This window comes from Chryseobacterium fluminis, from assembly GCF_026314945.1.
GTDB classification, from domain to species: domain Bacteria; phylum Bacteroidota; class Bacteroidia; order Flavobacteriales; family Weeksellaceae; genus Chryseobacterium; species Chryseobacterium fluminis.
This window is the reverse complement of the sequence record NZ_CP111121.1, coordinates 382,644-396,915: the sequence shown is the minus strand read 5'-3', so window position 1 is coordinate 396,915 and position 14,272 is coordinate 382,644. Positions and strand designations below refer to the sequence as shown.

The 14,272-nt window shown below is 38.9% G+C and carries 14 protein-coding genes; 1 reads left to right on the top strand and 13 read right to left on the bottom strand.

Features of this window, described 5'->3' with window-relative positions:
- Nucleotides 1-143: 143 nt before the first annotated feature.
- The 8 genes from hisIE to hisG are packed head-to-tail and all read right to left on the bottom strand — an operon-like array spanning nucleotide 144 to nucleotide 7,074.
- Entirely contained in the window at nucleotides 144-731 is a 588-nt protein-coding gene (gene hisIE, locus ODZ84_RS01775; RefSeq protein WP_266175304.1) for a bifunctional phosphoribosyl-AMP cyclohydrolase/phosphoribosyl-ATP diphosphatase HisIE, read from the bottom strand.
- On the bottom strand, nucleotides 728-1,480 hold the full coding sequence (hisF, locus tag ODZ84_RS01770) for an imidazole glycerol phosphate synthase subunit HisF (protein WP_266175303.1): 753 nt from the start codon (nucleotides 1,478-1,480) through the stop codon (nucleotides 728-730). The genes hisIE and hisF overlap by 4 nt, the downstream gene beginning before the upstream one ends.
- Nucleotides 1,473-2,195 carry a 1-(5-phosphoribosyl)-5-[(5-phosphoribosylamino)methylideneamino]imidazole-4-carboxamide isomerase gene (gene hisA, locus ODZ84_RS01765; RefSeq protein WP_266175302.1) on the bottom strand — a complete coding sequence of 241 codons (723 nt, stop codon included), beginning with the start codon at nucleotides 2,193-2,195 and terminating at the stop codon, nucleotides 1,473-1,475. The genes hisF and hisA overlap by 8 nt, the downstream gene beginning before the upstream one ends.
- 2 nt (nucleotides 2,196-2,197) lie before the next feature.
- A complete protein-coding gene (hisH, locus tag ODZ84_RS01760) occupies nucleotides 2,198-2,776 on the bottom strand; it encodes an imidazole glycerol phosphate synthase subunit HisH (protein WP_266175301.1) in 579 nt (192 codons plus the stop codon).
- Nucleotides 2,777-3,871 carry a bifunctional histidinol-phosphatase/imidazoleglycerol-phosphate dehydratase HisB gene (gene hisB / locus ODZ84_RS01755; protein WP_266175300.1) on the bottom strand — a complete coding sequence of 365 codons (1,095 nt, stop codon included), beginning with the start codon at nucleotides 3,869-3,871 and terminating at the stop codon, nucleotides 2,777-2,779. It abuts the gene before it with no gap.
- 38 nt (nucleotides 3,872-3,909) lie between these two features.
- Nucleotides 3,910-4,935: a histidinol-phosphate transaminase gene (hisC, locus tag ODZ84_RS01750; protein ID WP_266175299.1), complete on the bottom strand. Its 1,026-nt coding sequence runs from the start codon at nucleotides 4,933-4,935 to the stop codon at nucleotides 3,910-3,912.
- Nucleotides 4,932-6,215 carry a histidinol dehydrogenase gene (gene hisD / locus ODZ84_RS01745; RefSeq protein WP_266175298.1) on the bottom strand — a complete coding sequence of 428 codons (1,284 nt, stop codon included), beginning with the start codon at nucleotides 6,213-6,215 and terminating at the stop codon, nucleotides 4,932-4,934. Before hisD ends, hisC begins: the two co-directional genes overlap by 4 nt.
- Before the next feature lies 1 nt (nucleotide 6,216).
- Entirely contained in the window at nucleotides 6,217-7,074 is an 858-nt protein-coding gene (hisG, locus tag ODZ84_RS01740) for an ATP phosphoribosyltransferase (protein ID WP_266175297.1), read from the bottom strand.
- 1,389 nt (nucleotides 7,075-8,463) lie between these two features.
- Between hisG and ODZ84_RS01735 the strand changes: the two genes are divergently transcribed.
- Nucleotides 8,464-9,291, top strand: coding sequence for a hypothetical protein (locus ODZ84_RS01735; RefSeq protein ID WP_266175296.1), 828 nt, complete (start codon nucleotides 8,464-8,466; stop codon nucleotides 9,289-9,291).
- Nucleotides 9,292-9,333: 42 nt separating this feature from the next.
- On the opposite strand, the gene ODZ84_RS01730 is transcribed toward ODZ84_RS01735, so the two are convergent.
- Genes ODZ84_RS01730 through ODZ84_RS01710 form a run of 5 tightly spaced genes read right to left on the bottom strand, consistent with a single transcriptional unit; the run spans nucleotide 9,334 to nucleotide 14,165 of the window.
- Nucleotides 9,334-10,443, bottom strand: coding sequence for a glycosyltransferase family 4 protein (locus ODZ84_RS01730; RefSeq protein ID WP_266175295.1), 1,110 nt, complete (start codon nucleotides 10,441-10,443; stop codon nucleotides 9,334-9,336).
- A complete protein-coding gene (locus tag ODZ84_RS01725; protein ID WP_266175294.1) occupies nucleotides 10,440-11,216 on the bottom strand; it encodes a polysaccharide deacetylase family protein in 777 nt (258 codons plus the stop codon). The genes ODZ84_RS01730 and ODZ84_RS01725 overlap by 4 nt, the downstream gene beginning before the upstream one ends.
- A 1-nt stretch (nucleotide 11,217) precedes the next feature.
- Complete coding sequence (locus ODZ84_RS01720) at nucleotides 11,218-12,147, bottom strand: glycosyltransferase family 2 protein (protein ID WP_266175293.1); 930 nt, start codon at nucleotides 12,145-12,147, stop codon at nucleotides 11,218-11,220.
- 2 nt (nucleotides 12,148-12,149) lie between these two features.
- Entirely contained in the window at nucleotides 12,150-13,322 is a 1,173-nt protein-coding gene (locus ODZ84_RS01715; protein WP_266175292.1) for a glycosyltransferase family 87 protein, read from the bottom strand.
- Between the two features lie 30 nt (nucleotides 13,323-13,352).
- Nucleotides 13,353-14,165 (bottom strand): 2,3,4,5-tetrahydropyridine-2,6-dicarboxylate N-succinyltransferase, encoded by an 813-nt coding sequence (locus tag ODZ84_RS01710; protein ID WP_266175291.1) that lies wholly within the window; start codon nucleotides 14,163-14,165, stop codon nucleotides 13,353-13,355.
- Nucleotides 14,166-14,272: the final 107 nt, after the last annotated feature.

Here is a 14,272-nt window from a genome sequence, read left to right as displayed (position 1 = left end):
CGACAAAACGCGTCATAATATATAAGATGCAATAATTTACCAGCAGGTTGGAAATTCAAATATCCCTATTTAAAATAAGCTAGCTGACTGTAGGTAACTCTTTTAAATAGGGATATTTATAAATGATGATGAATGCGTTAAAGTCAGTGGCTCCTTTCTTTTAAAACCGCTTCAATTTCCTCTAAAGTGAAACCTTTAGCCTTCAGTAAAATTAAAAAGTGATACAGAAGGTCAGCCGCTTCATTTTTAAAGAGACTTTCATCGTTATCTTTGGCTTCAATAACGAGTTCTACTGCTTCCTCGCCCACTTTCTGAGCCATTTTATTCATTCCTTTTTTATAAAGAGAATAGGTGTATGAATCTTCGGTTTTTTCATCAATTCTCTGGGAAATCTTAGTTTCCAGTTCATATAAAAATCCTTTATTGCTTTTATCGCCAAAACAACTGAAGCTGCCGGTGTGGCAGACTATATTCTTAGGAACAACCCTAATTAAAAGGGTATCCTGATCACAATCCAGGTCCATACTTTTTACTGTCAGAAAATTTCCGGATTCTTCACCTTTGGTCCAAAGCCTGTTTTTTGAACGGCTGAAGAAAGTCACTATTTCTTCTTTTTTTGTTTTTTCAAAGGCTTCTGCATTCATATACCCAAGCATCAGGATCTGTAAGGTTCTGTCATCCTGGATTACAACAGGGACTAATCCGTTTTGCTTATCAAAATTAATGTTCATCGTACTTCAATTTTTTTAGATTTTAATTCATTTTTCAGATCCGGAATCTTTATTTCACTGAAATGAAAGACACTGGCCGCCAGAGCTCCTGTAGCAGCTGTTATGGTAAATACTTCTTCAAAATGCGCTACTTTTCCGGCTCCTCCGGAAGCGATTACCGGAATAGATATGCTTTCAGAAATCAATTGTGTAATGCTCAGATCGAAGCCATTTTTGGTTCCGTCACCATCCATCGAGGTCAGAAGAATTTCGCCGGCTCCCAGTTCTTCCGCTTTCTTTGCCCAATCTAATGTATTGAGATCGGTTATTTCCCTTCCTCCTTTGACAAATACCCGATGGGAACCGTTGACAAACCGGGTATCGACCGCAACAACAATACACTGATTCCCGAACTCTTCAGCCAGTTCAGCAATAAGCCCCGGGTTTCTGACTGCCGAAGAATTGATACTTATTTTGTCTGCCCCGGCTTCCAGAAGTCTTCTCACATCTTCGGCCGACGATATTCCGCCTCCTACCGTGAAGGGAATGCTCAGTTCTCTGGCGATCTCTTTAACGAGACCAGCGAAAGTTTTCCGCTCTTCCACCGTGGCGGTGATATCCAGGAAAACAAGTTCGTCAGCCCCTTCTATTTCATATCTCTTGGCAAGTTCAACAGGATTTCCAGCGTTGATAAGTCCTTCAAAATTGACGCCTTTTACCGTGGTGCCGTCCTTAATATCCAGACACGGGATGATTCTTTTCTTAAGCATGGGTAATAAAATTTTGAAGTTCTTTCAGACTTATTTTCTCTTCATAGATCGCTTTTCCGATGATCGTTCCCGAACATCCGATTTCTTTCATTTTGTATACATCTTCAATCCCTGAGATCCCACCGCTGGCGATGAGCCCGACAGCCGTTTTATCAATAATTTCTGCATACAGATCCGTGGACGGCCCTTTGAGCATTCCATCCTTTGAAATATCTGTACAGATCACATTACTGATGCCTTTCTGCTGATAGTCCAGGATAAAATCAATTATTTCCTTATCGCTCTCTTCCAGCCATCCCGAAGTTTTTATTTTCCGGTCATCACAGTCGGCTCCAAGAATAATTTTTCCGGAACCGAATTTTTCGATCAGCCCGAAGCAAAACTCAGGATCCTGAACAGCAATACTTCCGATGGTGATTTGCTTCGCGCCTGAATCAAAAGCGGTTTCAATATCTTCCAGGGTTTTTAAACCGCCTCCGAAATCAATATGCAGCGAGGTTTCTCTGGCAATGGTTTCCAGCACTTTCCGGTTAACGATATGTCTGGATTTTGCCCCGTCCAGATCGACCAGATGAAGAAATTGTATTCCGGAATTTTCAAATTCCTTTGCTATCTCCAGCGGATTCTCACTGTAAATTTTTTTTGTTGCATAATCTCCCTTGGAGAGACGGACACATTTTCCGTCTATAATATCAATCGCAGGAATAATCTTCATCCTTATAATTTTAAAAAATTGTTTAACAGCAGGCTTCCTGTCGCTCCTGATTTTTCAGGGTGAAACTGCATGGCAAAAAAATTATCTTTCTGCAGAGACGCGCTGAAAGGCAGAATATAATCGCACACAGAAGTGGTATTCCGGGATAGCTCACAATAAAAACTGTGCACAAAATAGACATCACTACCCTGCTCAACGCCCAAAAAAACGGGCGAATCAAGGCTTGTGATGGTATTCCAGCCCATATGGGGAACCAGATCCCGGGCAGGAAATTTTTTAACATTAATATCAAAAATTCCCATGCCTTTTGTATTTCCTTCCTCATTATTTCCACACATCAGCTGCATGCCCAGGCAGATTCCTAAAACGGGCTGCTTTAAGTCCGGAATCAATTGATCCAGCCCTTTTACCTGCAGGTTTCTCATGGTAGAAGAAGCTTCTCCCACCCCCGGAAAGATCACTTTATCCGCTTTTTTAATGATTTCAAAATCATCCGTAATCACAGACTCAGCATTGAGCCTGTTTAAAGCATTCTGCACAGAATTGACGTTTCCGCCGTTGTATTTTATAATCGCAATCATTTATAAACTTCCTTTTGTTGACGGTACATTAAAATTCTGGTCGGTCTGGCGGGCTGCCATTTTTATAGCTTTGGCAAACGCCTTAAACACAGATTCGATTTTGTGGTGCTCATTTTCACCTTCTGAGGTAATGTTTAGGTTACATTTCGCAGAATCGGCAAAGGATTTAAAGAAATGCCCGAACATTTCAGTAGGGACGTCCCCTATTTTTTCTCTTGTAAAGTCTACTTTCCACACCAGCCACGGCCGGCCGCCAAAATCTATGGCTACCTGTGACAGACAATCATCCATCGGAAGCAGAAAACCATATCTTTCAATTCCTTTTTTACGGCCTAATGCTTTTGCGATGGCCTCTCCCAGGACAATTCCGGTATCTTCCACGGTATGGTGTTCATCCACCTGTAAATCTCCTTTCACTTTAATTTTCAGATCTAAATTTCCGTGTTTAGAAATCTGTTCCAGCATGTGATCGAAAAAGAATAAGCCTGTTGAAATGTCTGCTTTTCCGCTTCCGTCAAGATTCACTTCAATTTCAATATCGGTTTCGTTCGTTTTCCTGGAAACAGATGCTTTTCTTGGAATTTGTTTCAGATACTGATAAATTTCACTCCATTTCTCCGTGGTCAGCTCAACATTACTGTTTGAACTTTTATTTATGAAAATAGCTTTCGAACCTAAATTTGCGGCCAGCTGAATATCAGTTTCCCGGTCGCCGATGACAAAAGAATTTTTCAGGTCATAATCACCATAGATATATTTGGCCATCATTCCCGTTCCCGGTTTTCTGGTGGGCAGATTTTCATGTTCAAAGCTTCTGTCGATCAGTATATCATTAAAAACAATACCTTCATTTTCGAAAGCCTGCAGCATTTTTTCGTGGGGCAGCCTAAAATCTTCAAACGGAAAACTTTCTGTTCCCAAACCATCCTGGTTGGTTACCATAACCAGTTCATAATCCAGTTCCTTAACTATTCTTGAAAGATTTTGAAAAACCCCGGGATAAAACTCCAGTTTTTCCAGCGAATCTACCTGAAAGTCTGTGGGCGGCTCCATAATCAGAGTTCCGTCCCGATCTATAAATAATACTTTTTTCATGTTTTCTGTACCTATTTTATTATTGAAACCTAACAGGTTTACAAAATGTTCATTAGTTGGACCAATTTTATATTTTCATCCCTGCTTCCGACATTTATACGGATGCAATTAGGAATCTGTGGGCTTCTTTTGCTCGTCAGCACTTCTTTTTCCAACAATGCCCGGTATACGTTTTCAGCGTCTGTACATTCGATTAAAAAGAAATTGGCGTCACTGGGAAATATTTTCCGGACACACGGAATGCTTTCCAGTTCTTTTTTCAGCCAGTCTTTTTCCTTTATAATATCCTGAACATTCTCTTCAAAATCAGAAATGTTATCAAGACATTTTAAAATGAGATCCTGACTCAAAGTATTGACATTATAAGGTGCTTTGACCGTATTGATGAAACGTATGATTTCCTTCGAAGAATAAGCAACTCCTACCCTTGCCCCGGCCTTTCCCCAGGCTTTTGAAAAGGTTTGAAGAACAATGATATTCGGATATTTGCTTAATAACCCGAGGCTTGATTTTTTTTCTGAAAATTCGATATAAGCTTCGTCAATAACAACGATTCCATTGAAATTCTGAATAAAAAACTCAAGATCTTCAATACTGTTTCCAGTAGGATTATTGGGCGAGCATAAAAAGAATATTTTCAAATCATTTTCACTGATCACTTTTAAAAAATCGTCTTTTACGATCTCAAAATTTTCATTTAAATTTAGTTTTACTACCGGGTTTTCATTGATTGAAGCATAAAAACCATACATGGCAAAAGACGGATTCATCATCAAGACCGAATCTTTTTTAGGTTCGCAGAATACTTTAATGATGAGGTCAATGAGCTCGTCGCTTCCGTTTCCTACAGCAATCTGATCCGGAGATACATTTTTGAGATTCCTCAATTTTGTTTTTAATTCTTTCTGGGTAGAATCAGGATAGCGGTTATATGCTCCGAACGGACTTTCATTGGCATCCAGTAAAACAGGAGCATTAAATTCATTATGATCTCTGAAGCTGATATAAGGCTGTAGCTCCAGAATATTTTTCCGAACGAGATTTGTTATTTTTATTGTTGTCATTTTAATTGATTTAGTCGGAGGGTGACCGCGTTTTTATGAGCAAAAAGTCCTTCTGCTTCTGCCATTACTTCTATTGTTTTTCCTAAATTCCTGAGCCCTTTGTCAGATAAGTTCTGAAAGGTAATCTTCTTCACAAAGCTGTCCAGCGATACCCCACTGTAATTTTTCGCAAAACCATTGGTCGGAAGCGTATGATTGGTCCCGCTGGCATAATCTCCTGCGCTCTCACATGAATAATTTCCAAGAAAAACAGATCCTGCATTCTGAATATCAGAAATATGGGATTCCCATTTCCCTAATGCCAGGATCAAATGTTCAGGAGCATATAAATTACTGAATTCCAATGCTTTTTCTATCGAATCCAGAAGAATGAAATGACTGTTTTTCAAAGCTTCTCCGGCCAGTTCATTTCGTGGCAGCACTGTCACCTGTTTTTCTATTTCCGAAATGGTTTCACCGAAAACATGCTCATCGGTTGAAATAAAAATCACCTGGCTGTCACTGCCATGTTCCGCCTGTGATAATAAATCGGCCGCACAAAATGAAGGAACCGCTTGTTCATCGGCAATAACCAAGACTTCACTAGGTCCTGCAGGCATGTCGATGGCCACTCCGTAGCGTTGGGCGTATTCTTTTCCGGCCACGACAAACTGATTTCCAGGTCCGAAAATCTTATATACATTCGGAATACTTTCTGTCCCTATTGTCATCGCAGCGATGGCCTGTGCTCCCCCGGTTTTGAATATCTGTGTAACTCCGCAAAGCTGAGCCGTATAAAGAATCGCGGGATTGATATTTCCGTTTTTATCCGGTGGTGTACATAATATTATTTCCTTGCAACCCGCTAAATTGGCAGGAATTGCCAGCATCAGAACTGTTGAAAATAAAGGGGCTGTCCCTCCGGGGATATAGATTCCCACTTTCTCAATAGCGCGGTTTTCCCGCCAGCAAATGACACCGGCTGTAGTCTCGGTTTTTGCTTCCGCGACCTGTTGTGATGCGTGAAATGTTGTGATATTTTCTTTCGCCGCTCTAATTGCTGCTTTAAGTTCATTACTTATTAAATCTGCAGCAGCAGACATTTCTCTTTCTGAAACACTTAAGACTTCAGTATCAGCCCCATCAAATTTTTTATTAAAGCGGATCAAAGCCTGGTCACCATTTTTTTCAACTTCATTAAAAATATCAAGGATGATTCCGGTCAATTCTTCTCTTTTGATGACCGGTCTTCTGATAAGCTCAGTCCAGCTGCTTTTTTCAGGATATCTGTTAATTTTCATATTATATAACCATTTTATCGATTGGAATGATGAGAATATCCTGGGCTCCTTTATCTTTAAGCTCATCAATAACCTCCCAGAATCTCTCTTCGTCGATAACAGAATGAATACTGCTCCATCCTTCCTGAGCCAAAGGAATAACCGTCGGACTTTTAAGAACCGGAAGTGTTTTTGAGATCGTTTCTATTTTATCGTTGGGAACATTCATCAGGATATATTTTGAATTCTTCGCCCTTAGGACGGCCTGGATCCTGAAAAGGAATTTTGACAAAATTTCAGATTTCTCCTGATTCAGATCAGCGGTTTTTGCGAGGACGGCTTCAGATTTCAGTAAAGTGACGGTCTCCCTTAAGCCATTTTTGAATAAAGTGCTTCCGGAGCTTACAATATCACATATTCCATCTGCCAGACCTATGTTGGGCGCTATTTCCACTGAACCGGAAATGATGTGAATCTCTGCTGAAACGTTATTTTTTTCAAGAAAATTCTGAAGCGTATTCGGATAGGAAGTTGCAATTTTCTTCCCCTGGAAATACCGGATATCATCGGTATCTATTTCTTTAGGAATCGCGAGTGAGACGCGGCATTTTGAAAACCCCAGATTCTGGATAATGTTGATGTTTTTCTGTTTCTCTACCAAAAGATTTTCGCCAACGATCGCAATATCTACGACACCGTCTTCCAGGTACTGAGGAATGTCAGAGTTCCGTAAATACATGATTTCCATAGGAAAATTATCGACAGAGACTTTTAACTGGTCTTTTCCGTTGTTGATGAAAATCCCGCAGTCTTTAAGGAGTTGCAGAGATTCTTCGTACAGCCTGCCGCTTTTTTGTATTGCAATTTTTAATTTACTCATTGTACTTCTGTTGAGTCTGAGCAAATAAAAACTGGTTGAATTGAAAAAATTTCCCGGGATAAATTAAGAAACAAAAAAACCGTCTATTTACTCAGACGGTTTTTAATTTATTTTGATTTTTTACATAGTAACTTATCAATCAATTCCGTCTAGCAGAGATGATGATGATAATGATGTACTGTTAAAAAATTCGGTTTCATTGTTGAAATTTGAATGACAAAGGTAAGATTTTATTTTTCAACTGTACAAATTTATTTCAAAAAAAAATTATTTGACGGCTTTTAAATTTTAGCATAAACGGAAAAATCTTTTGTAAAGCTCCGATAAATAAAGCCTTTAAAGCTGTTTAAATTTTCTATTACCACCGCTACCGCACGAATCCTTTCGTGTGGTTGTCTGTAGTAGACCACAAAGAAAATCCAAGACATTTCTAAACACTTTAGTTAATTTAAGCAATAGCTTTACGCAAAAGAAGTACACGTAAGTTTTTTGAAAATCTTTGATTTTCTTATGAAGTATACTTAATTCTGCGGTATTTTTTAGACTTTCTAAAGTGTACTTAAGTGTGAGACAGTAATAACCACACACCGCTACCTCACCGCTACCGCACGAATCCCTTCGTGTGGTTGTCTGTAGCAAACCACAAAGAAAATCCAAGACATTTCTAAACACTTTAGTTAATTTAAGTAATAGCTTTACGCAAAAGAAGTACACGTAAGTTTTTTGAAAATCTTGATTTTCACCTGATGTGAACTTAATTCTGCGGTAATTCTTCCCCGGAATAGTCCTTTAACGAAAGTTTCCGCCACTGGAATCGGTTTTCAGCCGTTTTATAATGGTCTGAATTATTTTTACCAAGTCAAACTTTGTAAAAAATTCTCTTTTACTTCTGCTTAATGTGGTGAAATCCATTTCTCTACTTTATCTTTGTTGATGAGCTCCCGATTATCAGTCCTTAAATTGCAATTCAAAATTGCTAAATTTTCTCGACCTCGTTTTCCTCTATAAGTTTAAACGACTTCTTTCTTTAAATATTTGCGTTTTATCATAAAAAGAATTTTATGTATGGGATCACATCGGTGATATAAGCTGTTCAGGTCCTAATGAACATTAATTTTAAACAGGATTTAAAATAATTTAAATAAATATAAATCAAAAATTAATTATAGAATAATATATTTTTAAATATCAGCAATATTAGTTTAATATTTTCATTTATTGATCCTGATTTAATATATTTGCGCCTTTCAATAAAATCTGAGATACGATCAAAACCAATGAGTCCGGAATTTCTGGAATTAGCCGGTCATTATTTATTTTCAGGACGTCTATAGAAATACACCGAATCACTATCTGTTTTCAATCAAATTAATTGTAATATAAAAACTAATGAAAAAACAGTTAGTGCCATTAACATGTCTGCTGAGCTCAATTGTATTCGGCCAGGTCGGAATAAATACCCCAAATCCCCAAGCTGTTTTTCACGTGGACGGAATGAAGGATAATCCTGCGGCAGGAACACCAAGTGCCGCACAGCAGCTCAATGATGTGGCAGTGGATATGAACGGAAATGTAGGAATAGGAACTACTGCCCCTACTGCAAAACTCGAAATTAACTCGACCACCGGAAATGCTTTGAAAATTTCAGATACCAATCAGGGTTTAGGGAAAGTTTTAACTTCAGATTCAAACGGAAACGCCAGATGGCTGACTCCCGGAACAAGCCTTGCCAGATTGGCTACCATTCCTACTGCCGAACAAACCGTAGCAACCATTGATGATCCGCAAATATCTGGCGACCAGAGAATTGCCTATTCCGGAGCTTATATTACTCTGACTCCCGGAAAATATCAGGTAAATTTTACCATGTGGTGCGCTCCGACCGGTGCTAATGCATCGAGCAGTAATGTAAATGACGGCTTTACCTCATTATTCTTATCAACTTCGCCTACCAATAATGTTTCTCCTGCGTATCTTTCTCCTATAAAATCAATAATTATCCCCCGTTTATATAACAGCGCTTCGGCGAGTCCGGATTATTATGGTTCAGGAAATATTGCAGTCAGTATTACAGCGCCTACTACGTTATACCTTTGGGTATATATGTCAAACGGGAACTGGACCAGTACGGCGACCAGAAGTATAAGATTCCGTTTTGATCCGGGAAGTTACGGACCGTATGTTCAGATGTATGCGGTTCCTTTTGAAGTGGAATAATCAATCCTGTTATACACATAAAGTCTTCTGTTACAGAAGACTTTATAACTTATTTTTTATTAAGGCCTGATACAGACTCATCAATTCGTTGGCGATAGGTTCGTCATTAAACTTCTGAACATATTCAAAGCTTTTTTCAGCACGGCGTTTGCGCTCCGCCTCATTATCCCAAAGGAATTTTATCTTGGACTGAATATCTGAATAATTATGGGGATTCACATAGACAGAATCCGGCCCGCCTGCTTCCGGCAGGCAGCTGGTATTACTGGTAACCGTCACCGTTTTAGAAAACAGTGCTTCGATCACCGGAATTCCGAAACCTTCAAAAAAACTGGGATAAATAAAAATATCAGCCAGTTTGTAAATTACGGCCAATTCTTCCATAGAAACGCCTTCCAGAAAATAAACCTGTTTTTGAAGCTTATTTTTCCTGATGAATGTTTCGATTTTTTTAAAATATTTTGTCTTTTTTCCCACCACTACGAGCGGAATCTCACTGCCGTTAATTCCTTTAACAACATTCAGAAGATTTTTCCTTTCTTCAATGGTTCCCACATTTAATATAAACCGGTCGGGTAATCCGAACTTTTCTTGGGTTTCTTTTATCTGCTGCCCGGTCTGCTGTTCCTTAAAAGCCTGATGACAGCCCTGGTAAACCACCTGAATCTTTGCCTCCGGAACTTTCAAAAACCGGACAATATCCCTTTTGGTCTGTTCTGAAATAGCAATAATTTTATCGGCAGCCTGGGCCGCTTTCCTGAATTTCCAAAGATGAATGGTACGGTCGAAAAAAGAGTAATACTGAGGATATCTTACAAATATGAGATCATGGATGGTGACCACTTTTTTAATGGGAAACGCATCCCATTTCAGAGGTAGTTCTCCTGATAAGCCATGGAAAATATCTGCCTGCTGCTTTTGGGCATCCCTGCCCATTTTGAGCTGTCTGGACATGCTTCCAACGGAAGTCTGGACAAAATGAGTACTCGGATTCTCCAAAATATCTTTTCCTCGCTCCGATTTATTTTTGTTTAATAAAATATAATCGTTTTCTGGGAAATATTGTGTTAAAATACGTACAAGATCGCGGGAATAGTTTCCCAATCCTGAAGTATTGTGAAAGAAACGTTTGGCATCAAAGGCAATCTTCATGATTCTGTTTGTTTTTGAAATTCCTGGAACGTTCCAAAGCTATGGTTTTTATTTTTAAGCCAGCCTATGAATTCATCAAATCTTTCTACCATGGCTCTTCCCGAGTTTTTCACGGTAAACCCCGGCAGCTTAAAGGCATCCTCTTTTATTTCTGCAAATTCCCAGGGATGAAAATAAATATTGAGATACTGATCTTTCTTTAATACATCTGAAGCCAGCTTTTTGTAAAAGGATAAGGGAAAATTATGGAAACTCAGCCAGAATAACGGAATTCTGAAGTTGGGAGAAACCGAAGCCGGAATCTGCGTCACATTTCCCTCTTTAAAACAGGTTCTGGAAACCTTTAAATTATTATACCTTCCGGGCAGAAAAGTAGGATTTATGGATGAATTATAAGAATATCCTGCATTTTCAACAGCATTTTTGCTCACGGGCATCATCCTGGGCATTCTTAATCCTGTAACATCTGTTGAAAAAAGTTCTTCCAGCCGGTCTTTGGACTCCTTCAGGTGTTCTTCCTTAAAATCGGAATGAAACCAGGTATGGGAAGCCAGCTCATGTCCTTCACTTAAAAGCCGGTGAATAAGATCTCTGCTTTGCTCTGCAAAAACTACGGTCGAAAAAAAAGTAGCTTTTGCATTGTGTTTTTTCAGGATATCTAAAATTCTTTCTAATCCTGTCTGCGAAATGGAAATCTGCTTTTCAAAAGAAATTGTTCCGTTGTATTCTAATGGCATATCAAATTCCTCAATATCAAAACTCAATAAAACCATGCTAAAAATTTTTGTTTTTAATGATGTAATTCGGCCGTTCTTTCGTCTGTTTAAATATTTTCCCTAAATAAATCCCGATGATTCCCATGATAATCAACTGTAATCCACCGAAGAAAACAATGGTCATAATGAGTGAGGCCCAACCCGATATTTCGGTATGGGCAATAAAAGAATGGATGACGTACGCTCCGTATCCCAAAACGGACAGGGCAGAAAATAAAAACCCCAGGTAAGCAGCAATATAAAGCGGTTTGACACTGAAAGCGGTAATTCCGGTAAAGGCGAAAGTGATCATTTTTTTAAGATTGTAACTGCTTTCTCCGGATAATCTCTCGCAGGCGGTAAAGTTGATACCCACCTGTCTGAATCCCATCCAGCTTGTGAGCCCTCTCAGAAACAGATCATCTTCATTAAGACTTCGCAGAACCTCTACCGCTTTGGCATCCATGAGTCTGAAATCTGAGCCTCCTCCTTTCGTAAGATTTACGTCAGAAAGACTGGACAGTATTTTATAAAAAAAGTCTGATGTTTTTCTTTTAAACCATGAGATTTCTTTAGGATAAGTTCTTACCGTGAATACAATATCATAACCTTCTTCCCATTTTTTAATCATATCAGGAATAAGTTCCGGCGGATGCTGTAGATCGCCATCCATAGAGATGACCGCATTTCCCTGCGCATGGTCCAGTCCGGCTTTTACTGCGGGCTGGTGTCCGAAATTTCTCGAAAATTCAATAAATTTCACCTCATCATATTTCCGGGAGAGTTCTTCTAACTGATGTTGTGTATGGTCTCTGCTCCCATCATTCACAAATATGATTTCAAAACCATAATGATCCAGATCATCAAAAATATCTTTAATTTTCTGATGGATCATGGCGACATTTCCTTCTTCGTTATACGCGGGAATTACAATTGAAATTTTTTTCATATTTATGAATTCAGGCTATAATTTTTTTCAAAATCTCCGGTTAACAGTTCATAGGTAACCCTGAGCCATACGATGATGCAAGGTACCGCTTTCAGAGAATATTTGATAATGTAGTTTTCCTTCACAAATTTCGGAAAAAGGTCTGAGGTTGAGAAACAGGTAAATATCATTACGAAAACCAACAGTCCGATAATAACCGGGGTTCTTTCCTTCTGGAGGAAAAACCAGATCAAAACGCCAACAACGGCAATGATATAGGTCGGAGATTCTGAACTTGAGCTGAACAATACTAAAAACAGTAATGAAGAAGCTAAAATCATCAGCTGAAATGCATAATGCTTATATTGTCCGATCCTGATGTAGGGTGCTGCAAATAACGGTAAACCCACTGCTAAAAATACAAGATTTGAAATCGATGCATCTCCTAAAATTCTTCTGAAAAATCCCATCAGTGAAATGTCCTGCATATTTCCCAACACCTGGTTCTCACTGTTTTTTTCAACGATAGACTGGAACCAGTCTGTGTAGCTCTGAATAACGAATGCGGGGCTTGAGTACGCCATCGGAAGTGCAAAGAATATAACGGCAATCACTAATCCGGAAAGAATAAATTTCGCCTTGTTTTTAATGAATAAAAACTGGGTAAGCCCTACAATTCCGTAGATTTTCACAAATACTCCTATTAAAATCGCGGTGGCGGACTGTACTTCTTTTCTTTCGTAAATGAAAGTTGCTGACAGTAATAAAAGACCTGTTAAAGCAACATTAAACTGTAAACTTAAAGCTGCTGTAATGTATTCCTGAAGACAAAGCAGCCCGAAAACCGCCTTTTTTGAATCTGAGAACGGAAGTTTATAAATTCCATACACAAAGATAAAAGTATTGGCAACGTTCCACAGAGAAATACCCAGCCAATCCGGCATTAAAGCAAAAGGAGCAATCAGCGCACTGAAAAAAACACCGTAGTGGTTAAGATCAAAATAGAGATCGGGGTAATGAATAAATAAATTTTTCTGACTGACCGTGTTAAAAAATACATTTTTAAAAATCAGATAATTATTAATCGCGTAGTCACCTCTTAAGTATTTGGAAATGGCAGTAACCACTGATATAATAAGATAAACCCCAAATATATATTTAGGGTTTAAAAGTATTCTAAGAAATTTTTCTTTCAAGATGGTAGGTTTTAGTTTAAAATAGTAATCTTAAACAGCAACATTATTCTCCCTCAATGCATCATTTAGCGATGTTTTTTTATCGGTAGACTCCTTTCTCTGACCGATGATCAAAGCACACGGAACCTGATATTCTCCGGCAGGATACTGTTTCGTATAACTTCCCGGGATTACTACCGAACGGGCAGGAACTCTTCCTTTGATTTCCACAGGAGTATCTCCGGTTACATCAATAATTTTAGTGGAAGCAGTTAGTACAACATTGGCACCCAATACGGCTTCTTTTTCTACGTGTACTCCCTCTACAACGATACATCTTGATCCGATAAAGCAATCATCCTCGATAATTACGGGAGCAGCCTGAAGAGGTTCTAATACTCCACCGATTCCAACACCTCCGCTCAAATGAACGTTTTTACCGATCTGAGCACAGCTTCCTACTGTCGCCCATGTATCTACCATCGTTCCGGAATCTACATAAGCCCCGATATTGACATAAGAAGGCATCATAATAACGCCCGGCGCAATGTAAGCTCCTTCTCTTGCCACGGCATGCGGTACAACTCTCACCCCTTTTTCAGCATAATTTTTCTTTAGAGGCATTTTATCATGAAATTCGAACGGACCTACTTCGATCGTTTCCATTTTCTGGATCGGAAAATACATGACCACCGCTTTTTTTACCCATTCATTTACCTGCCATCCGTTTTCAGTAGGTTCTGCGGTACGAAGTTCACCTTTGTCAACCAAAGAAATTACTTCTCTGATCGCTTTCTGGCTGTCTTCATTCTGCAATAATTCTCTGTTGTCCCAGATATTTTCAATTGTTTGTTGTAACGACATCTTTCTAGTTTAAAATTATTCGCGCCAAAGATACAAAAAAGTTCAGCAAAACATTTTGAAATCGGAGATGTTGAAATGATTTAAATCAACCGCCATACTTGTGTTAC